Source organism: Pseudomonas sp. (assembly GCF_048265905.1).
Taxonomy (GTDB): Bacteria; Pseudomonadota; Gammaproteobacteria; order Pseudomonadales; family Pseudomonadaceae; genus Aquipseudomonas.
Genome location: NZ_JBLXAP010000003.1, coordinates 349,149 through 370,020 on the forward strand (window position 1 = coordinate 349,149; position 20,872 = coordinate 370,020).

General features: G+C 54.8%; 22 protein-coding genes and 2 tRNA genes. 18 read left to right on the top strand and 6 right to left on the bottom strand.

Annotation, left to right across the window (positions count from 1 at the left end):
- Positions 1-214 precede the first annotated feature (214 nt).
- From ACN0UH_RS07145 to ACN0UH_RS07190, 10 genes are read left to right on the top strand one after another with little or no spacing between them, the layout of a single operon-like run.
- The gene (locus ACN0UH_RS07145; protein ID WP_417661404.1) at positions 215-1,177 is read left to right on the top strand and encodes a YbgA family protein; all 963 of its coding nucleotides are present in this window, start codon (positions 215-217) and stop codon (positions 1,175-1,177) included.
- A complete protein-coding gene (locus tag ACN0UH_RS07150; RefSeq protein WP_417661405.1) occupies positions 1,174-2,127 on the top strand; it encodes a MerR family transcriptional regulator in 954 nt (317 codons plus the stop codon). The genes ACN0UH_RS07145 and ACN0UH_RS07150 overlap by 4 nt, the downstream gene beginning before the upstream one ends.
- 2 nt (positions 2,128-2,129) lie before the next feature.
- Positions 2,130-3,569 (top strand): deoxyribodipyrimidine photo-lyase, encoded by a 1,440-nt coding sequence (gene phrB / locus ACN0UH_RS07155; RefSeq protein ID WP_417661456.1) that lies wholly within the window; start codon positions 2,130-2,132, stop codon positions 3,567-3,569.
- The gene (locus ACN0UH_RS07160; RefSeq protein WP_417661406.1) at positions 3,566-3,988 is read left to right on the top strand and encodes a nuclear transport factor 2 family protein; all 423 of its coding nucleotides are present in this window, start codon (positions 3,566-3,568) and stop codon (positions 3,986-3,988) included. Before phrB ends, ACN0UH_RS07160 begins: the two co-directional genes overlap by 4 nt.
- On the top strand, positions 3,988-4,761 hold the full coding sequence (locus ACN0UH_RS07165) for an SDR family NAD(P)-dependent oxidoreductase (protein WP_417661407.1): 774 nt from the start codon (positions 3,988-3,990) through the stop codon (positions 4,759-4,761). The genes ACN0UH_RS07160 and ACN0UH_RS07165 overlap by 1 nt, the downstream gene beginning before the upstream one ends.
- Entirely contained in the window at positions 4,758-6,005 is a 1,248-nt protein-coding gene (locus ACN0UH_RS07170; protein ID WP_417661408.1) for an NAD(P)/FAD-dependent oxidoreductase, read from the top strand. Before ACN0UH_RS07165 ends, ACN0UH_RS07170 begins: the two co-directional genes overlap by 4 nt.
- Positions 6,005-6,805: a DUF1365 domain-containing protein gene (locus ACN0UH_RS07175; RefSeq protein ID WP_417661409.1), complete on the top strand. Its 801-nt coding sequence runs from the start codon at positions 6,005-6,007 to the stop codon at positions 6,803-6,805. Before ACN0UH_RS07170 ends, ACN0UH_RS07175 begins: the two co-directional genes overlap by 1 nt.
- The gene (locus ACN0UH_RS07180; RefSeq protein ID WP_417661410.1) at positions 6,792-8,066 is read left to right on the top strand and encodes a class I SAM-dependent methyltransferase; all 1,275 of its coding nucleotides are present in this window, start codon (positions 6,792-6,794) and stop codon (positions 8,064-8,066) included. The genes ACN0UH_RS07175 and ACN0UH_RS07180 overlap by 14 nt, the downstream gene beginning before the upstream one ends.
- Entirely contained in the window at positions 8,059-8,586 is a 528-nt protein-coding gene (locus tag ACN0UH_RS07185) for a DUF2878 domain-containing protein (RefSeq protein ID WP_417661411.1), read from the top strand. The genes ACN0UH_RS07180 and ACN0UH_RS07185 overlap by 8 nt, the downstream gene beginning before the upstream one ends.
- Positions 8,587-8,623: 37 nt before the next feature.
- Complete coding sequence (locus ACN0UH_RS07190) at positions 8,624-8,953, top strand: YkgJ family cysteine cluster protein (protein ID WP_417661412.1); 330 nt, start codon at positions 8,624-8,626, stop codon at positions 8,951-8,953.
- Positions 8,954-8,996: 43 nt separating this feature from the next.
- On the opposite strand, the gene ACN0UH_RS07195 is transcribed toward ACN0UH_RS07190, so the two are convergent.
- The 6 genes from ACN0UH_RS07195 to hemA form a co-directional block, all read right to left on the bottom strand.
- Positions 8,997-9,515, bottom strand: coding sequence for an acyloxyacyl hydrolase (locus ACN0UH_RS07195; RefSeq protein WP_417661413.1), 519 nt, complete (start codon positions 9,513-9,515; stop codon positions 8,997-8,999).
- A gap of 54 nt (positions 9,516-9,569) precedes the next feature.
- A complete protein-coding gene (murI, locus tag ACN0UH_RS07200) occupies positions 9,570-10,376 on the bottom strand; it encodes a glutamate racemase (protein ID WP_417661414.1) in 807 nt (268 codons plus the stop codon).
- Positions 10,369-11,166 (bottom strand): molybdopterin-synthase adenylyltransferase MoeB, encoded by a 798-nt coding sequence (locus ACN0UH_RS07205; RefSeq protein ID WP_417661415.1) that lies wholly within the window; start codon positions 11,164-11,166, stop codon positions 10,369-10,371. Before ACN0UH_RS07205 ends, murI begins: the two co-directional genes overlap by 8 nt.
- A complete protein-coding gene (prmC, locus tag ACN0UH_RS07210) occupies positions 11,159-11,992 on the bottom strand; it encodes a peptide chain release factor N(5)-glutamine methyltransferase (protein ID WP_417661416.1) in 834 nt (277 codons plus the stop codon). Before prmC ends, ACN0UH_RS07205 begins: the two co-directional genes overlap by 8 nt.
- A 132-nt stretch (positions 11,993-12,124) precedes the next feature.
- Entirely contained in the window at positions 12,125-13,207 is a 1,083-nt protein-coding gene (gene prfA, locus ACN0UH_RS07215) for a peptide chain release factor 1 (protein WP_417661417.1), read from the bottom strand.
- Complete coding sequence (gene hemA / locus ACN0UH_RS07220) at positions 13,204-14,484, bottom strand: glutamyl-tRNA reductase (protein WP_417661418.1); 1,281 nt, start codon at positions 14,482-14,484, stop codon at positions 13,204-13,206. The genes prfA and hemA overlap by 4 nt, the downstream gene beginning before the upstream one ends.
- Positions 14,485-14,951: 467 nt before the next feature.
- Between hemA and ACN0UH_RS07225 the strand changes: the two genes are divergently transcribed.
- From ACN0UH_RS07225 to pth, 8 genes are all read left to right on the top strand, one after another.
- Entirely contained in the window at positions 14,952-16,679 is a 1,728-nt protein-coding gene (locus ACN0UH_RS07225) for a tetratricopeptide repeat protein (protein ID WP_417661419.1), read from the top strand.
- Positions 16,679-17,296, top strand: a complete 618-nt coding sequence (gene lolB / locus ACN0UH_RS07230) for a lipoprotein insertase outer membrane protein LolB (protein WP_417661420.1) — start codon at positions 16,679-16,681, stop codon at positions 17,294-17,296. Before ACN0UH_RS07225 ends, lolB begins: the two co-directional genes overlap by 1 nt.
- Entirely contained in the window at positions 17,296-18,189 is an 894-nt protein-coding gene (gene ispE, locus ACN0UH_RS07235) for a 4-(cytidine 5'-diphospho)-2-C-methyl-D-erythritol kinase (protein ID WP_417661421.1), read from the top strand. Before lolB ends, ispE begins: the two co-directional genes overlap by 1 nt.
- A gap of 26 nt (positions 18,190-18,215) precedes the next feature.
- Positions 18,216-18,290, top strand: a tRNA-Gln gene (locus ACN0UH_RS07240).
- A gap of 64 nt (positions 18,291-18,354) precedes the next feature.
- Positions 18,355-18,429 (top strand) — tRNA-Gln (locus ACN0UH_RS07245).
- 46 nt (positions 18,430-18,475) lie between these two features.
- Positions 18,476-19,417, top strand: coding sequence for a ribose-phosphate pyrophosphokinase (locus ACN0UH_RS07250; RefSeq protein ID WP_087515887.1), 942 nt, complete (start codon positions 18,476-18,478; stop codon positions 19,415-19,417).
- A 118-nt stretch (positions 19,418-19,535) separates the two neighbouring features.
- Positions 19,536-20,189: a 50S ribosomal protein L25/general stress protein Ctc gene (locus ACN0UH_RS07255; protein ID WP_417661422.1), complete on the top strand. Its 654-nt coding sequence runs from the start codon at positions 19,536-19,538 to the stop codon at positions 20,187-20,189.
- Between the two features lie 68 nt (positions 20,190-20,257).
- On the top strand, positions 20,258-20,842 hold the full coding sequence (gene pth / locus ACN0UH_RS07260) for an aminoacyl-tRNA hydrolase (protein WP_417661423.1): 585 nt from the start codon (positions 20,258-20,260) through the stop codon (positions 20,840-20,842).
- Positions 20,843-20,872 lie beyond the last annotated feature (30 nt).

Consider the following 20,872-nt stretch of genomic DNA (forward strand, 5'->3'; position numbering starts at 1 on the left):
AATAGATCGACAGACGCTATTAAGCAAGCGAAGTCAGCTGATTGCTGCCCTGCTAAGCAGGGCAGGCTCGCAGGCTGTAAGTAAGCTGCGTAATTCCTCGCAACATTTGCCACAAAAAACCTGTACAAAAAATTTGACTTGTACAAGCCCAGTCTTATGATGAACACAAGTTGTACATTTTTAATTCGTGTACAACTATCATCAAGGGCTCACCATGTCAGACGCTGCCGCAAGCAAACCCAGAATCGCTATCAGTGCCTGCCTGCTGGGCGAGCAGGTGCGCTACAACGGCGGCCATAAAGAGTCACAGTTGTGCAGCCGGACCCTGAGTGATTACTTTGACTTTGTCTCAATCTGCCCAGAAGTTGCCATTGGTCTGGGTACCCCACGCGAGCCCATACGCCTGGTCGGAAACCCAGATGCGCCAAGGGCGGTAGGCACGGTTTCCAGAAACAACGATGTAACTGAGCGATTGGCTGCCTATGGCCGGCAGATTGCTGACGAGTTGACCGATATCTGTGGCTACATCCTTATGCAGCAATCGCCATCGTGCGGGATGCAGCGAGTCAAGGTTTATCAAGACAATGGTCGCCCCAGCGAACCCAAGGGCACAGGCATATTCGCCGCTGAATTTATTGCCCGCCATCCAAACTTGCCGATTGAAGAAGCGGGACGTTTAAACGATCCGGTTTTGCGCGAGAACTTTGTTGCCCGCGTGTTTGCCTACGCCGACTGGCAGCAAGTTCTACAGGCAGGCCTGACCCGCAAGCGCCTGATCGAATATCACACCCGCTACAAATATCTGCTGATGGCAACCAATCCGATGCAGTACAAAATCCTTGGCAGCCTGCTGGGAAATCTTAGCCAGCATGAGCTGCAAGCCTTGGCGAGCGACTATTTCAGCCGATTGATGACAGCGCTGAAAAACTGCGCCACCCGTGGCACCCACAGCAATGTACTGCAGCACATCAGCGGTTATCTCAAGCAGTCATTAAGCGCCGAAGAAAAGCAAGAAATGCAATCGCTGATCAGTCAGTACCGCCGAGGCGTCGTGCCGTTAGTGGTGCCGCTGACACTACTCAAGCATCACTTCCGAATGCACCCCGACCACTACATCAATCAACAGGTTTACCTGCAACCGCACCCAGAAAACCTCAGCCTGCGAAATGCCTTATGAACCAAGCCAATCAAGCCCCGGCTGAAAACGAATACCAGCTCGCGCTGGCTGATGGTTTTCGGCCGATCCGCGATGTCGCACGCATCACCGGCGTCAACCCGGTGACATTACGTGCCTGGGAGCGACGCTACGGCTTGATCGTGCCGCAACGCACCGCCAAAGGTCACCGTTTGTACAGCGAACAACACATAGCCCAGATCCAAGCGATTCTGATGTGGATCAACCGAGGCGTCTCGGTTAGTCAAGTCAAAGAGTTGCTGCACAGCGCAGTAACGACGCATGCTGAAGCAGGCAGACAATGGCCGGACTCGCAGTGGTCAGAGAAGCGCCAGCAGTTGCTTGAGGCAGTCAGCAAACTGGCGGAGCGCCGTCTCGACGACGTATTCAACAGCGAACTCGCGCTGTATCCGCCTACCGTGCTGTGCAGCCAATTGCTGCTACCGCTATTGAGCGAACTAGAGCAACGCTGGCGCGGGCAATTTGGCGCACAGCTCGAACAGGTATTTTTCTACTCCTGGCTGCGCAGCAAACTTGGCGCCCGCGTTTACCACAACAATCGGCAACACACTGGTGAGCCGCTGTTGATGGTCAACTGCTCCGACCTGCCGATGGCCCCCGGACTGTGGCTCAGTGCCTGGCTGGCAAGTAGCGCTCAAGCCCCGGTTGAAGTGTTTGACTGGCCTGTGCCGCAGGCTGAATTGAGCATGGCAATTGAACATATCCGGCCGTCTGCGCTGCTGTTGTATTCGACTCAACCACTGAATATCGGCCAATTACCGACCCTACTCGAAGGCTGTGCAAGCACCGTGCTGATCACCGGGCCAACCGTGACCATCCATCACCGCGAACTGCACGCACTGCTTGCGCAGCATAGCAACCTGGCAATCGCCATTGATCCCATTATCGCCATGCAAGCGCTGGCCGACCGACACCTGCTAGAGGATGCATGATGTTGCAGCTGATGTGGTTCCGTACCGACCTCAGGGTGCATGACAACACCGCTTTAGCCGCCGCCATGGCAGGCGGACCTACTGTTGCGGTGTATTTGCTTAGCCCAGCCCAATGGCAAGAGCACGATGACGCACCTTGCAAAATCGATTTCTGGTTGCGCAACCTCACAGAACTGAGTCGCGAACTGGGCAACTTGAATGTGCCCTTGCTGATCCGCAGCGCCGAACGCTGGGACCAAGCGGCAAAAGTAATGAGCAAACTGTGCCAGCAACTCGAGGTAACCAACGTACACCTCAACCAAGAGTATGGGTTCAATGAAAGCCAGCGCGACAGCCAGGTTGCGCACACACTGAACCAACAAGGAATAAATCTACACAGCCACCTGGACCAGCTGCTTTTCCAGCCAGGCAGTGTGCTGACTAAAACTGGCACCTACTTTCAGGTTTTCAGCCAGTTCCGCAAGGTTTGTTATCAGCGTCTGCATGACCGGATCCCGCAGCGTATCGCCATGCCTGCCGCGCAATCACCCTTGGCGATACAGGCGGATAAAGTGCCAACGCAGGTCGACGGCTTCGCGATGCCAACCAAAGAGCTGCAACAGCTTTGGCCTGCCGGTGAAGATGAAGCAATGAGGCGTCTGGCGGAGTTTGCTGATGAGCCAATTGCCGATTACCAAGCGCAGCGTGATATTCCAGCCAAACCCGGCACCAGCCAACTCTCTGCATACCTCGCAGCGGGCGTCATTTCACCTCGCCAATGCCTGCATGCTGCGCTTGGTTTTAATCGCGGCGAGTTCGACAGCGGTAACCCCGGCGCCACGACCTGGATTAACGAGCTGCTCTGGCGTGAGTTCTACAAACACATATTGGTTGGTTATCCGCGAGTCTCGAAACACCGCGCATTCCGGGTTGAAACCGACTCGCTCAAATGGCGCAACGCCCCCGCAGAATTAGCGGCCTGGCAGCAAGGCCGCACGGGCATTCCCATTATCGACGCTGCAATCCGCCAGTTGCTCAGCACCGGATGGATGCACAACCGGCTGCGCATGGTGGTGGCCATGTTCCTGACCAAGAACCTGCTGATTGACTGGCGCGAAGGCGAGCGTTTCTTCATGCGCCATCTGATTGATGGCGACCTCGCGGCGAACAATGGTGGTTGGCAGTGGAGCGCATCAACAGGCACCGACGCTGCGCCCTATTTCCGCATATTCAACCCAGTCAGCCAGTCACAGCGCTTTGATCCCGACGGGCATTTTATTCGCCAATGGCTGCCCGAGTTAGACGGGCTGAGCAGCAAACAAATCCATGATCCATCAGCACTCGGCGGTTTGTTTGGTGTAGCAGATTACCCAAGCCCGATGGTTGATCTGAAAAGCAGCCGTGAACGGGCAATCAACGCGTTCAGAGACCTGCCCAAAACCACTGAAGAGTTCTGCTTATGAGCGACTTCCTGCGCACCTTCGCCGATGACTTTGCTGCGCTGAACAAAGACAACCTTGAACGCGTCAGCGAACTGTACAGCGATGACGCGGTGTTTCAAGACCCTCTGCATGAGATCCGCGGCCGGCAAAACATCCAGCAGTATTTTGCCGAGCTGTATGAAAACGTCAGTGACTTGCGCTTCGACTTTCATGGCTTTGATCAAGTTACAAGCGGCCAGGGTTATCTGCGCTGGACCATGAGCTACCGCCATCCGCGGCTCGCCGGTGGCAACTTGATTCGCGTTGACGGCTGCTCTCATCTGTTGTGGCACAGCAAGGTTTATCAACATCGCGACTACTTCGATGCCGGCAGCTTGCTCTACGAACACCTGCCGCTTTTGGGTCGCGTGATCAGATGGCTTAAAGGACGATTAGTCTAATGAACCAACGTCGCTATTGGGTTACCGGCGCCAGCAGTGGCATTGGCGCAGAACTCGCCGAGTTGCTGCTAGGCATGGGCCACCGCGTGGCGCTGAGCGCTCGCTCTGTGGAGCCGCTACAGGCCATGGCTGAGCGCTACCCGCATCAGGTGCTGGTACTCGCGGGTGATCTTAGTGACCCGCATCAGGTTTTAGAAATCGCCAATCGTATCAATGCCACATGGGGTTGGCTGGATACCGCAATTCTCAATGCAGGCACCTGCGAATATCTCGATGCTGCGAAGTTTGAAGCTGCTCTGATTGAGCGCGTGATCAAAACCAATCTCTTCGCCACCAGCTACTGCATTGAAGCGGCCCTGCCCTTGCTGCGCAAAAGCCAAAGCCCTCACCTGGTTGCGGTTGCCAGTTCGGTCACCTATTTACCGCTGCCCCGCGCTGAAGCCTATGGCGCATCGAAGGCCGCGGTGCGCTACCTGTTTGAGTCACTGCGCCTTGATCTGGCACACGATGGAATCGATGTGACCCTTGTCAGCCCCGGCTTTGTGGACACGCCTCTGACCCAGAGCAATGATTTCCCGATGCCCATGCGCATCACAGCTACAACTGCCGCACAGCATATCGTCAGCCGCCTCGACAAACGCCCTTACGAGATTGCCTTTCCATGGCTGTTCATAGCCTGCCTGCGATTACTCGCCAATTTACCCAAAGCTGTGCAAGTTGCCATCGGCAAGCGTATGGCTCGCGCGCCATCCAGCGGTAAGGATCAATCATGAAAATTGCCATTATCGGCAGTGGTATTTCAGGACTCACCAGTGCCTATTTACTCAACCGTCGCCACCAGATCAGCGTTTTTGAAGCCAATGACTGGGTAGGTGGCCACACTCACACCATTAGCGTTGAGCACGCGGGTGAACGGCACGCAATTGATACCGGTTTTATTGTTTTCAATGATTGGACCTACCCAAACTTTATCCGCCTGCTTGAGCAGTTGGGTGTGCCTTACAAACCCACCCAAATGAGTTTTTCCGTCAGCGACCCGGTCAGCGGTACCGAGTACAACGGCAACACCCTCAACAGCCTGTTTGCTCAGCGCAGCAACTTAGTGTCAGTTAAGTTCTGGGCGATGATCCGCGACATTCTGCGCTTTAACCGCGAGGCCATTGACGATCTTGACAAGCTGCGCATCCATCCCGCTACGACCCTCGGCGAATATTTAAAAACAGGGGGCTACAGCAGCCGCTTTACTGAGCATTACATCGTGCCGATGGGCGCGGCGATATGGTCAATGTCGCCTCAGGACATGCTGGGTTTTCCGCTGCAATTTTTTATCCGCTTTTTCAAGAACCACGGCTTGCTTTCGGTCAGTAACCGCCCGCAGTGGTGTGTAATTGAAGGAGGCTCAAGCCGTTATGTAGAACCTCTGATTGAATCATTCAAACAGCAGATCCGTTTAAGTTGCCCAGTACAGCGGGTAGTGCGTGATGAACAAGGGGTGGATATTCACAGCGCCAGCGGTGTTGAACGTTTCGATAAGGTTATTTTCGCCTGTCACAGTGGCCAAGCACTAAAGCTGCTGGCAGAACCGAGCCTGCAAGAGCAGCAAATCCTCGGCGCCCTGCGCTATGCAGACAACGAAGTAGTGCTGCATACCGATACCCGCCTTCTGCCTCAACGCCCGCTTGCCTGGGCCAGTTGGAACTACCGCTTGGGAGGCCCTGCAGAACAACCAGCGGCGGTGACCTACAACATGAATATCCTGCAGGGCATACAAAGCACCAGCACCTTCTGCGTCAGCCTGAACCAGAGCGCACAAATTGATCCCGACAAAGTTCTTGCCCGATACACCTACGCTCACCCGCAATACAGCCTCGACGGTGTCGCTGCACAAATCCGCAGTGAAGAACTGCAAGGCGCCAACCACAGCTACTTCTGCGGTGCTTACTGGGCCAACGGCTTTCATGAAGACGGTGTGGTCAGCGCTTTGCGCGTAGCCCAACACTTCAGCGAGACGCTCTGATGAACAGCGCGCTCTACAACGGAACAGTGCAACACCGGCGCTTTACGCCCAAAAAGCATGCGTTCAGTTATCGCATGGGCTTTCTCTACCTTGATCTGGATGAGCAAGAGCAGGTTCTAGGCTTGTCACGTTTGGCCGGGCGCGGACGACTCGCGCCTTTTGCCTTTCGTGAAACTGACTTTTTACCGCAGTTCACCCGCGTGGGCATTCGCCTGATTGATGCGGTACGCCTGCGCGTTCATCAGGCTATTGGCAAACAGGCCGATGGTTCTATCTGCCTGCTCGCTCAGCCACGCAGTTGGGGCCTAGCCTTCAACCCGGCCAGCTTTTTTTATTGCCACGACCGTGACGGTGAACTGCTCGCCATCCTCTGCGAGGTCAGCAACACGCCGTGGCGCGAGCGCTATCACTACGTCGTGCCTGCCAATGGCAAGGCACATCAACGGGTGAGCGTAAAAAAAGCATTTCACGTCTCGCCCTTTTTGCCACGCGACATTGAATACCAGATGGCCTTCAGCCCGGCTGGCGAACGGCTGGGTATTCATATGGCGAACTGGCAAGGCCTGGATAAGCTTTTTGACGCCAGCCTGAGTCTGACACGCAGCGAACTAAACCGGCAAAGCCTGCACCGTTACTTACTCAGCTTCCCTTGGATGACCGGCAAAACGAGCGTTGCAATTTATTGGCAAGCACTGCGCTTGATGATCAAACGAACCCCTCTGTTCAACCATGAGCCAGCAACTGACTCATTCAGCGTTGCCCGCCAGATATCGAAGGACTCCACCGATGAAAAGCTCTAGCTTTGGCTCCTCCAAGAGCGCGTTAACCATGGGCAGTGGTTTGAGTGCAGGGTTGCTGCGGCGCGCTGTATTGCGCCAGTTTAAAGGCCTGCGCCATGGATTCCTGACTGTAGTTGAGGGCAGCCAACGCCTTGAGTTTGGCAACCCTCACGCCAATACTCGCGCCGAAATCAAGATCAACGACAGCGCCGTCTGGGGCATGGTCGCCAGCAATGGCTCGATTGGCGCAGGCGAGGCTTATATCCACGGCCATTGGAGCTCACCCGACCTGACTGCGGTGGTGCGTGTGTTCGTCACTAACATTGATACCCTCGATGCCATGGAGACTGGCTTCGCCCGCTTAGGTCGCCCGTTGATCCAAGGGCTGCACTGGCTCAACAGCAATACCCGCAAAGGCTCGCGCAAAAATATTGCGGCGCACTACGATATCGGTAATGAGATGTTCGAGAAATTCCTCGACCCGACCATGATGTATTCAGCCGCACAATTCGCCAGCAGCGAAGACAGCCTGGAGCAGGCGCAGTTGAATAAGATGGAGCGAATCTGCCAAAAACTTAACCTGCAAGCGCAGGATCACTTACTCGAGATTGGCACGGGCTGGGGCAGCATGGCGATATATGCGGCAACCCATTACGGCTGCAAAGTCACCACTACCACGTTATCCAAAGAGCAATTCGATTACGCCAAGCGACGGATTGAGATGCAAGGCTTACAAGATCGCATCACCTTGCTGCTGGAAGACTATCGCGACCTGCAAGGCAGCTATGACAAACTGGTGTCGATTGAAATGATTGAGGCAGTCGGTCACCGCTTTCTCAGCCACTACTTTCAACAGTGCGCCAATCTGCTCAAACCCAACGGGCTGATGCTGCTGCAAGCAATCACCATCCGCGACCAACGCTACAAGCAAGCTAAAGCCAGCGTCGATTTCATTCAACGTTACATTTTTCCCGGTGGTGCGCTGCCCTCAATCACCACGATGCTCGATATCATTACCGAGCAGACCGATATGAACCTGCACCACATGGAAGACTTCGGTCAGCACTACGCACGCACACTGCGTCTTTGGCACGAAAATTTGCATCAGGCGCGGCATGATTTGGAACAGCTCGGCTACGATGAGTACTTCTATCGTATGTGGGAGTTTTACCTGTGCTATTGCGAGGGTGGCTTTATCGAGCGCACCATCGGTACCGCACAATTACTGCTGGCAAAACCTGCTGCGCAACCGGCTCCCTTACTTGGACGCTTTAATGCCTAAACTGATCGTCAACGCCCTACTCTTTCAGCTTGGCTGGTTCACCTGTGTACTCACCGGCGACAGCTTATGGTTACTGCTTGTGGCGGGCATTTTGGCGGTGCATTTTTTCTGGGTCAGTAGCTGGGCGGCAGAAGGCAAGCTGCTGATCAGCGTGTTCTGTGCAGGCAGCGCGCTCGACAGTTTCTTGCTCAATATGGGTGTATTTGAATTTTCCGAGCCGCGCACGTTGATTCCGCTATGGCTAGCACTGCTCTGGATATTGCTCGCCAGCACGCTTAATCACTGCCTGGCCTGGACAGCTAAACCCTGGTGGCGCGCCAGCTTGCTTGGCGCGATTGCAGGACCTTTGTCGTACTACGCGGGAGCGCAGATCGCCGACGTGCGCTTGCCACTCGGCGTTGTACCCACCATGCTTCTTCTCGCCCTGATCTGGGCGGTGGTAATGCCGCTGCTTCATGGGTTTGCCAAGCTTTACCGTGCGCAATATGAACAAGCGTTGCGGTTGCGTCGATCGGCTTAACCCACCAAAATATTCTGGCTGGCGTACACTGCCACGCATGAACGACTCATCTCAGATCCCACTGACACAGTTGCAGCCTCCAGCACCGGATGCTGAGGCCGTAACCTGCTCAAACTGCGCAGCATGTTGTTGTCAGTTGGAAGTCATGTTGATCAGCGACACTGGCGTTCCCGAGCGTTATATCAGCACTGACGATTGGGGTGGTGAAGTGATGTTGCGCTTGGATGATGGCTGGTGCGCCGCACTGGACCGCGACAGCATGCGCTGCAGCATTTACCAGAATCGCCCCCTGATTTGCCGAGAGTTTGAGATGGCCTCAGCGGAATGCATTGAAGAGCGGCGCGGCATGGCCACCATTTACCGCTAAAGTAACAGCGCGGCAATTGCCTGCGCTGTTACTTCAAAACCGTTTAGAAGCTCAGACGGTAATGCAGCGCATAGGACTCAACCCCATCGTTAGGATTCTTGATCCCGGCGTTGGAATAGTGAATAGCCCTGATACCGATCTCCTGCCCAGAGAAGCGTACGCCTGCACCGATGCGGTCTTCGAACTGAAACGAGGTGGATAAATCGTTATCCTCGACTTCAGTGCTGGAAAAGAACGCAACACCGATACCCGCCTCGACATAAGGTCGAAAGTTTTCACCCGCGAACTCGTAAACAAACACAGGAGCCAGCGAGACGCTGTGATTGCTCGATGTTTCGTCACCGTCCCAGTATGTGTATGCGCCGTCCCAATAACCGGTCAGGCGACCGACATCGCTTTGCAACCAGCTTTTATCAAAATCATACTGCACACCGAAACGGTAGGTTTGAGTTGACTCACCGGTTTGCCCAACTGAAAAACTAAAGTCTGCAGCCTGAGCAGAACTGCAAACACCTCCACACCCAACAACTGCTGCTACAGCTAAAGAGATTGCCTTTTTCATAAGCTTCCTTTTTCCTATGTTTATGTGAGTCCTACTCACTAGGCCAGTATATTTTTATGTGAACGCCATAACCTCAGCATTATCCACCCCAAGTCTGGGCAGCACTGCCTGCATTATTTGCGGGTCCGCGCTGCTCCAGAAAAGCTGTTTAACATCAGATTGCCCTGCAAGTAAATTGCGTTCAGTCAATAACCGCTGTAATTGCTTGGCTACTGCCGCGCCAGTATCAATTAAACCGACATCTGCCGGGACAAGTTGGCGCAATAGCGGCTTGATAAACGGATAGTGGGTGCACCCCAGGATTAACGTGTCACAACCCTGCGCCAGCAAAGGCTCGACATAGCGCTCAAGTAAAGCGCGAGTCGCGGGCCCGTCAAGATCTCCTGCTTCTATCTGCTCAACCAAACCCGGGCAAGGCTGGGTGACAACGCGTACGCCGGAGGCAAATTGATCGAGCAAGGCTGCAAACTTTGCACTCTTGAGTGTGCCGGTAGTTGCCAACACACCGACCACACCTGAACGGGTTGTTGCCGCCGCCGGCTTGACCGCTGGTTCCATGCCGACAATAGGCAAATCTGGATAGAGCTCGCGCAAATCAGCCGCCCCCGCAACCGTCGCGGTATTGCAGGCCAGCACCAACGCCTTGGCGCCTTGACCCAACAAGAACTGGGCAATTTCGCGGCAACGCTGGCGAATGAATTCAGGGCTTTTCTCACCGTAAGGCACGTGTGCGCTGTCGGCGACGTAGAGCAGTGATTCATTGGGTAATAGCTGACGAATCTCAGCCAAAACAGATAGACCGCCAACACCTGAATCAAATACCCCGACAGGCGCATTTTTATTGATCGTAAGCTTACTCATGCGCGACCTGTTGATGAGTGTCTGAGCAGACGCTGCAAGCGGGGTCACGCTTAACCCGCAGCTCACGGAAACGTGCACCCAAGGCGTCTATCAGTAACAAACGACCAACCATTGGCTCACCAAAGCCCGCCAGCAACTTCAAGGCCTCAAGCGCTTGCAAGCTGCCGACCAAACCGACTAATGGACCGACCACACCGGCTTCACTACAGGTTAATTCAGCTTCGCTGCCATGGCCATACAGGCAGTGGTAGCAAGGGCTGCTGTCGTTACGCGGGTCAAATACCGACAACTGCCCTTCAAGGCGAATAGCGGCGCCACTCACCAACGGTTTTTTGTTGGCAACGCAGGCGGCGTTAACCGCTTCTCGCGTGGTGAAATTATCCGAGCAATCAAGCACCACATCGACTGCGGCCACAGCGCTGGCCAGTGAATCCTGATCCATGGCTGTGCGCTGTAATTGCAGCTTGATCAGCGGGTTGATCGCCTTGAGTCGTGTGGCAGCTGAGTCAACCTTGGCCTGACCGACACTCAAGCTGTCGTGAGCAATCTGGCGCTGCAAGTTGCTCAGATCAACCGTATCGAAGTCGGCCAGATGCAACTCACCAATGCCAGCCGCCGCCAGATATAGCGCAACCGGCGAACCCAGCCCGCCAACACCGATGATCAGCACCCGACTATTTTTTAAGCGTAATTGACCGGCAACATCTATCTGCTGAACAAGAATCTGTCGGCTATAGCGCAGTAACTCTTCGTCGCTGAGTTCGTCGTAAAAACCGGCGCGTTCACTCATGATCAAAACGTCCAATACTGATGCGTTGATGGCCGCCCAAGTCGCGACGACTTTCAATCTGGTTAAACCCGCGCTCGCTCAACAGCGCGCACACTGCTGCGGCTTGATCGTAGCCATGCTCAAGCAAAAGCCAGCCTTGAGCATTGAGGTGATGCGGCGCTTGCTCAATGATCAAGCGAATATCGTCGAGACCATCATCACCAGCGACCAGTGCGCTGCTCGGTTCGAAACGTACATCACCTTGGCTCAGGTGTTTATCGCCCGTTGCGATATACGGCGGGTTACTGACAATCATCTGATAGCGCTGGTCGCCTATCGCGTCAAACCAATGACTAAGCAAGAACTGTGCATTCCCAAGTTTTAAACGACTGCGATTACGCTCAGCCAATTCAATCGCTTGCGGCACCCGATCAACGCCACTCACCCGCCATACCGGGCGCTCGGATGCCAAGGCAAGAGCGATTGCGCCGGTGCCGGTGCCTAAATCGAGCACGCTGGCGGGCGTTGCAGCGATCAGTTGCAACGCTGTTTCAACCAGTAATTCAGTGTCGGGACGAGGAATCAGGGTATGCGGTGCGACTTCCAGCTCAAGGCTCCAGAAACCTTGCTGGCCAAGTATATAAGCCACCGGCTCACCGGCTTGGCGCCGCTTGATTGCCGCTGCGAACTGTTCGAGCTGCTCATCGCTCAAGGCCTTATCGGCCCACGTATGCAAGTAGCTACGCGACTTACCCAGCACATGCGCCAGTAATAACTCAACATCCAACCGGGCACTTGGAGAGTCCGGCAGCTCTGTGTTGCTGAGTAGCGCTTGGATCGTCGGCATGGGTTTAAAGTCGGCTTAGGCGAAGGTCATATAGAGTAGCGCGCCGAGCCGTTGGTGTTAACGCTCGCAGACTGCGGCTGTGTTGTTACTCACAACCATCGCCTGCGATTCGGGCAACGAGCGCGGGTTGAATCAGTCACCCAGCGCAGCTAACTGATCCGCTTGATACTCGGCTAGCAGCGGCTCAATTACCACCTCAACACCGCCAGCCATGACTTCTGCCAGCGAGTATAAGGTCAGGTTGATGCGATGATCGGTCACCCGCCCCTGCGGGAAGTTGTAAGTGCGAATGCGCTCAGAGCGGTCGCCCGAGCCCACCAGCAATTTACGCGTATCGGAAATCTCTTTGTGTGCAGCGGCGTCTTGCTGATCCTTCAACTTGGCAGCCAGCCATGACATCGCTTTAGCCCGGTTCTTGTGCTGCGAACGTTCTTCCTGACACTCAACCACGGTTCCCGTTGGGATGTGGGTAATACGAATTGCGGAGTCGGTGGTGTTTACGTGCTGGCCACCAGCGCCAGATGAGCGATAGGTATCAACGCGCAAATCGGCCGGATTGATGTTGATTTCAGCTTGTTCATCAGGTTCAGGTAACACTGCAACGGTACAGGCGGAGGTATGCACACGGCCTTGGGACTCAGTCTCTGGCACGCGTTGCACACGGTGCGCGCCAGACTCGAACTTGAGCTTGCTGTATACGTTGTCACCTTCGATACGTGCGATAACCTCTTTGTAACCGCCGTGCTCGCCTTCGTTGGCGGAGAGAATCTCAACCCGCCAGCCACGACGTTCGGCATAACGCGAATACATGCGGAACAGGTCGCCGGAGAAAATCGCTGCTTCATCGCCGCCCGTACCCGCGCGCACTTCCAGGAACACGTTGCGGTCATCGTTGGGGTCTTTAGGCAGCAACATGCGCTGTAAGTCGCCCTCGAGCTTAACCAACTGCTCTTTGGCTTCGGCGACTTCTTCCTCAGCCATTTCACGCATATCCGGATCGCTATCTTTCAACAGTGCCTGAGCGCTTTCGAGGTCAGCCAGAACCTTACGAAACTCGCTAAAGGTTTTGTTTACCGGCTCGATCTCGGCATATTCCTTGGAATAGGCGCGAAATTGCGCTTGATTGCTGATCACTTCAGCATCGCCAAGCAATGCTGTCAGTTCCTCAAAGCGGTCCTGCATCAAATCAAGTTTATTGAGCAGCGAAGGTTTCATTGCGTGCCTTTGTTGGATGACGCGCCCTCATCGAGGGCAAAGAGTTCTTGTGCCACAGCCAGGGCATCAATGCGCCCGTCAGCCGACAGTTTTTTCATCTGCACGCTAGGCGCATGCAGCAGTTTATTGGTCAAACCACGCGCCAGTTGCGCAAGCACATCCTCAGCGGCGGCACCATTGCTCAACATCCGCTGAGCCTTGGCTAACTCATCATCGCGCAAGCGCTCAGCCTGCTGGCGATACGCTTTAAGCACATCGACAGCGGCCAGTTCACGCAGGCGCTGCATAAAGTCATCAGCACCGCTCGAAACCAACTCTTCCGCCGCTTGGGCCGCCCCCTGACGACTCTTGAGGTTCTCGGCGATGACCTCATGCAGATCATCAACTGTATACAGATAAACATCATCAAGCTCGCCAACTTCCGGCTCAATATCCCGCGGTACGGCGATATCAACCATAAAAATCGGTTTGTGCTTACGCTGCTTGAGCGCGCTTTCTACAGCGCCTTTACCCAGAATCGGTAACTGGCTTGCAGTCGAGCTGATGACGATGTCGCTCTTGGCAAGCTCCTGGGGAATGTCCGAGAGCAAAACCGCATGCGCGCCAAATTGTTCCGCCAGGGTGCTCGCACGTTCCAAAGTACGGTTGGCAACGACAATCCGCTTAACCCCTTGGTCATGCAGATGCCGGGCAACCAGGCTGATCGTCTCACCCGCACCGATCAACAACGCCTGGCTTCGATTGAGGTCACTGAAGATCTGCTTGGCCAGACTGACCGCGGCAAATGCCACGGAAACCGGGTTTTCACCAATAGTGGTATCGGTGCGGACCTGCTTGGCGGTGCTGAAAGTTGCTTGAAACAGGCGCCCCAGCAACGGGCCCATCGTGCCAGCCTCGCGGGCGACCGCAAATGCGGATTTCATTTGTCCGAGAATCTGCGGTTCGCCCAAAACCATGGAATCGAGGCCAGAGGCCACGCGCATCATGTGACGAACTGCCGCATCATTTTCATGAATATAAGCACAGGCACGCAGGTCTTCGAAGCTTAGATTGTGGTATTTGGCCAACCACTGCAGGACCGCCTCCGATGTGAGGGTGTCTTGCTCGATGTAAAGTTCACTGCGATTACAGGTCGAAAGAATGGCGGCTTCGCGGCTAGCCGTATCCCGGCAGAGTAACTGCAATGCCTCAACCAACTGCTCTGGAGTGAAAGCCACGCGTTCGCGGACGTCCACCGAAGCAGTTTTATGGTTAATACCGAGGGCAATAAAGGCCATGCATGATCGCTGACAGATGAAATAAGCCGGCAATTGTCCTACTTCGACCGATTGAGAACAACCACCGCTCGTTATTGTCACAACATCTCAAGCACAATTTATCCAGCTCAGCAGGCTTGGACAAAGGGTGCCTGAGGCAAGAAAGCCACAAATTTAAATGTTTTGAGTAAAATATTTGCGCTGCACTGTTGTTCATTGCTCAGCTTTAACTCAGCATCATGCAATAGTGAGGGCAGGTTGAATTGCCCGAAGGAACATCTGAAAAAGGTAGCGAGCGACGATAGTACAAGGCAAAAAATGCGAAAAAGCGGAGTCTACGCATTGTAAATGAGCATTTTTAGCAGTTTTTAACGCCGTAATATCTAGCGCAGTAGTTTTTCAGATGTTCCCTCACTAATATCGTCCCATGGGCTTGCCCAATGGCCTATGTCATGTTGCTCCGACCGCAGGTTAGCCGTCTCGTCTCTATGAATAGATCTTTAGCGCTACTGACAGCCATGGCTTTTTTGGGTGGCTGCCAAACCTTCAATACCTCAACTGATGGTTCGCCACCGGTTGAGGACGCGACCGCAACTGAGCAAGCGGCGAAGCCCGAGGTTTATGGCTCGTTCCGCAAAGATACTTTGCTGGCATTGCTGACGGCTGAAATGGCAGGGCAGCGCAATCGCTTCGATATTGCGCTGGGCAATTACGTGCAGCAGGCTAACGCGACACAAGATGCTGGCGTTGCTGAACGCGGCTTTCGTATCGCCGAATACCTGGGCGCAGATCAATCCGCCCTCGACACCGCGTTGATCTGGGCGAAAAACGCCCCCGACTCAATCGAGGCGCAACGCGCGGCAGCCGTGCAACTGGCGCGCGCCGGACGTTATGACGAATCCATGTCTTACATGGAGAAAGTCCTGCAACGCCAAGGCGACACGCACTTCGACTTTCTAGCCCTGTCCGCCGCTGAAACAGACCCGGATTCGCGCGCAGGCTTGCTACAGAGCTTTGATCGGTTACTGACCAAGTACCCCGAGAATGGCCAGCTGATTTTTGGCAAAGCCCTGCTGATGCAGGAAGACGGTCGCCCTCAAGAAGCCCTTGAACTCCTCGAAAGTCATCCGGCCAAAACCGATGATGTGGCGCCACTGCTGCTCCACGCCCGCCTGCTAACCAGCTTGCAGCGTGGCGATGAAGCATTGCCTCTGCTTGAAGACGGCATCAGCAAGCACCCTGACGACAAACGCTTGCGCTTGACCTATGCGCGCTCCTTGGTTGAGCAAGGCCGCATGGAAGACGCCAAAGGCGAGTTTTCATCGCTGGTGCAGCAGTTTCCGGAGGACGACGACCTGCGCTTCTCGCTGGCCTTGGTTTGCCTTGAGGCTGAAGCATGGAGAGAAGCGATTGTGTATCTCGATGAGCTCGTCGAGCGCGGCAGCCATGTGGACGCCGCACACTACAACCTCGCTCGCGCCTATGAAGAGCTTGATGACACGGACAGCGCGCTGATTGAGTACAACCTCGTTGGCCCCGGCAATGATTACCTGTCCGCCCAAGCGCGTCAGACCGAGATCCTTTTTGCGAGTGGCCGTACCAGCGAAGGCTCAGCCAAGCTCCGCGCAGCACGAGGCGCCGAACCTGATTACGCGATCCAGCTGTACCTGATCGAAGCGGAAGCGCTGGCTAACAATAAACAGGAAGACATGGCCTGGCAGTTGATTCAGCAAGGGCTTGAGCAGTTCCCGGACGACCTTAACCTGCTTTATACCCGCGCAATGCTCGCCGAAGATCGTGACGACCTGGGCCAGCTGGAAACCGACCTGCGCTTTATTCTGGAGCGTGACCCAGAAAACACCATGGCACTGAATGCCTTGGGTTACACCCTGGCCGACCGCACCACCCGCTATCAGGAAGCCGATGAATTAATCGACAAAGCTTACCGCTTGAGCCCGAATGACCCGGCCATTCTCGACAGTAAAGGCTGGATCAACTATCGCCTTGGCAAGCTTGATGAAGCTGAACGTTTCCTACGTGAAGCGCTTGCAGACTACCCCGACCATGAAGTCGCGGCCCACTTGGGCGAAGTGCTTTGGGCCCAGGGCAATCAAAGCGAAGCCCGAGACGTGTGGGCAACCGCCCTGGAAAAACAACCCGACAGTGAAATCTTGCGCAGCACCATAAAGCGCCTGACAGGAGCAGAGAAACCCTAATGCGTTTGCGCCACTTTATTGCATGCAGCATGTTCGCCCTGCTGACCGGCTGCGCCGGCTTGGTCTCCCACGAATCAGTAGAAGGCCAAGGAAATCAAGCCGCCTGGCAAGCTCATAAAGAGCAGCTAACGGCTTTAGATGCTTGGCAAATCAGCGGCAAGATCGGTATCCGTGCGCCAAAAGACTCAGGGAGCGCGACGCTGTTTTGGCTGCAACGCCAAGACTACTTCGATATTCGCCTCTCCGGACCTCTGGGTGGAGGTGCCGCGCGCCTGACCGGTCGCCCAGGCGAAGTGTTGCTCGAGGTTGCCAACAAAGGCCGCTATAAAGCCGAATCGCCCGAAGCCCTGCTGCAGGAACAGCTGCGCATGAATTTGCCCGTCTCGCACTTGCTGTGGTGGGTCCGCGGCCTACCAGCCCCAGACACCAAGAGCAATGTAACGCTCGACACCGACAGCCGCCTGTCGCACCTGAGCCAAGACGGCTGGCAAGTCGAGTATCTCAGTTATGTTGAGCAAAACGGTTACTGGCTACCAGAACGTATCAAGCTGCACGGCCAAGACTTGCAAGTCACCATCGTGGTCAAGGACTGGCAACCTCGCCAGTTGGGACAATAATGACCGCGCGACACCACGCCACTGCCGCTTGCGACAGCAGCGGCGCACGGCTGACCTTGCCCGCCCCCGCCAAACTCAACTTAATGCTGCACATCCTTGGCCGCCGCGCCGATGGTTATCATGAGTTGCAAACCCTGTTTCAGTTTCTCGATTTTGGCGACGAGCTGAGTTTTGCCTCGCGCGATGATGGTGAGATTCGCTTGCACACGGAAATTAACGGCGTGCCTCATGACAGCAACTTGATAGTGCGCGCCGCACGTATGTTGCAGAAACACAGCGATACTTCGTATGGCGCGGATATCTGGCTTTCAAAAAACTTGCCGATGGGCGGCGGTATTGGTGGCGGCAGCTCTGATGCAGCCACCACCCTGCTCGGCCTTAACCACTTGTGGCAGCTCAATTGCGATCTCGATGAACTAGCAAACATAGGCTTGACGCTGGGTGCAGACGTTCCGGTATTCGTTCGTGGGCATGCCGCATTTGCCGAAGGCATAGGTGAAAAACTAACGCCAATAGAGCTTCCGGAACCCTGGTTTCTCGTGGCAATACCGCAAGTACTTGTACCTACAGTAGAAATTTTCTCTGACGCCGAGTTGACACGCGATACGCCGCCCATTAAAGTTCGCAGCCTTCTTGAGGGGGGCGGTCGAAATGATTGCCAGCCAGTTGTAGAAAAGCGTTATCCAGAAGTACGTAACGCTTTGATCTTGTTGAACAAATTTGTTCCCGCAAGATTAACTGGCACTGGAGCTTGTGTATTTGGGAGCTTCCCAAATGAGGTCGATGCTGGTAAAGTCGCCCGCCAACTTCCAGCCACTTTGCCAAGTTTTGTTGCACAAGGGCGTAACATCTCGATGTTGCACCGAGCGCTGCAGGAATTGGACAGGAAGTAGATGCAAAGTAGTTAGCTACACCAGATAGGGGCGTCGCCAAGCGGTAAGGCAGCAGGTTTTGATCCTGCCATGCGTTGGTTCGAATCCAGCCGCCCCTGCCATTAATGTCTGATTAGGCTTTAATGTCTGGATTAAACTACAAGCGTCAGCAATGAAACACGATACAGGGGCGTCGCCAAGCGGTAAGGCAGCAGGTTTTGATCCTGCCATGCGTTGGTTCGAATCCAGCCGCCCCTGCCATTTTCTATACTCATCCAGGTATACCCTCAGCCGGTAGGTACTGCGCGTGTCCAAGATGATGGTCTTTACGGGGAATGCTAACCCCGATCTGGCGCGGCGTATTGTACGCCAGCTGCACATCCCCCTCGGCGATGCCTCTGTCGGTAAATTCTCCGACGGCGAAATCAGCATTGAAATCAACGAAAACGTTCGTGGTAAAGACGTCTTCCTGATTCAGCCGACGTGCGCGCCAACAAACGATAACCTGATGGAACTGGTAGTGATGGCTGACGCCTTCCGCCGCTCATCAGCGACCCGAATCACTGCTGTTATCCCCTACTTTGGCTATGCACGCCAGGATCGCCGTCCGCGTTCCGCCCGCGTTGCAATCAGCGCTAAAGTCGTGGCCGACATGCTCACCGTTGTAGGCATTGACCGTGTTCTCACTGTCGACCTGCACGCTGACCAGATTCAAGGTTTCTTCGATATTCCAGTAGATAACATCTACGGCTCCCCGGTTCTGGTGGATGACATTGAAGATCAACGCTTCGAAAATCTGATGATCGTTTCCCCTGACATTGGCGGTGTAGTGCGTGCGCGTGCTGTAGCCAAGTCTCTGGGTGTTGATCTGGCGATTATCGATAAGCGCCGCGAAAAAGCTAACCACTCCGAGGTGATGCACATCATCGGTGACGTGGAAGGCCGCACGTGCATTCTGGTTGACGACATGGTCGATACCGCTGGCACTCTGTGCCACGGTGCCAAGGCACTGAAAGAACACGGCGCTGCCAAGGTTTTCGCTTACGCCACCCACGCTGTACTGTCGGGTCGCGCCATCGAGAATCTTGAAAATTCGGTATTGGACGAATTGGTGGTGACTAACACCATCCCATTGTCCGCTGCCGCACAATCGTGCTCGCGTATTCGCCAGCTCGATATTGGCCCAATTGTCGCCGAAGCGGTTCGCCGCATCAGCAACGAAGAATCGATCAGCGCAATGTTCCGTTAATTCGGAATCTTGTGCCCTGAGCGAAATGCGCCCCGCCTTAATGCGGGGCTTTTTTACCTAACCACCCTGTCGCTGGTCGCAAGCGTAACGGGTGGAAAGGTTATTTTGGAGAAATGAAATGAGTGATTTTAACATCGACGCACAAGCGCGTTCAGACCTGGGGAAAGGTGCGAGCCGCCGCCTGCGTCGTAACGCCAGCCTGGTTCCAGCCGTAGTTTACGGTGGCGAAAAGGCTCCACAATCCATCAGCCTGGTTGCTAAAGATTTCGCCAAGCTGCTGGAAAACGAAGCTTCGTTCAGCCACATCCTGTCGCTGTCTGTTGACGGCGCCAAAGAAAACGTACTGATCAAAGCTCTGCAGCGTCACCCGTCGAAAGGTTTCGTTCTGCACGCTGACTTCATCCGTGTTGTTGCTGGCCAGAAACTGACTACTCAGGTTCCCCTGCACTTCATCAACGAAGACAAAGCAGTTGCAGTCAAGAAGCAAGGCGGCGAGATCTCTCACACCGCTACTGAAGTTGAAATCAGCGTTCTGCCGCGCAACCTGCCTGAGTTCATCGAAGTCGACATGGCTAAGATCGAAGTTGGCCAGACTCTGCACTTGTCTGACCTGGTTCTGCCAAAAGGCGTTGAACTGGTTGCTCTGGCTCACGATAACGACCTGGCCGTGGCAAACGCCCACATGCCACGCGTTACAAAAGCTGAAGACCTTGAAGTTGACGCACCGGAAGCTCCAGAAGCTCCAGCTGCTGACGCTCCAGAAGCTGAGTAACACCTGCGACGCAGATCAACAGCTCAAGTGCATTTGCGCTTGAGCTGTTTTCGATAAAGGGCTCCAGTATGACTGCCGTACAACTGATCGTTGGCCTTGGTAACCCAGGTCCTGAATACGACCAGACTCGGCATAATGCCGGGGCCCTTTTCGTTGAACGACTGGCAGACAGTCAACGCATCAACCTTAGCGTTGATCGCAAGTATTTTGGCCTGACTGGCAAATTCAGCCATCAAGGTCGCGACGTTCGTTTATTGATCCCCACCACTTTCATGAATCGCAGCGGCCAGTCCGTTGCAGCGCTGGCGAACTTTTTTCGCATCCCTGCCGAAGCGATTCTGGTGGCTCACGACGAACTGGACATGCCCCCCGGCGTCGCCAAACTCAAACAGGGTGGCGGGCACGGCGGACATAACGGCTTACGCGATATCATCGCGCAGCTGGGCAACCAAAATAATTTTTACCGTTTACGGCTTGGCATTGGCCATCCTGGGCACAGCAGCATGGTGTCCAATTATGTTCTGGGACGTGCCCCGCGCAGCGAACAAGAACTGCTCGACACCAGCATCGACTTCTCACTCGGCGTACTCCCAGAGATGCTCGCCGGAGAGTGGAACAAAGCGATGCAAAAGCTGCACAGCCAAAAAGCCTAACTTAACTTTCGACAACATCTGCGCGAGGAA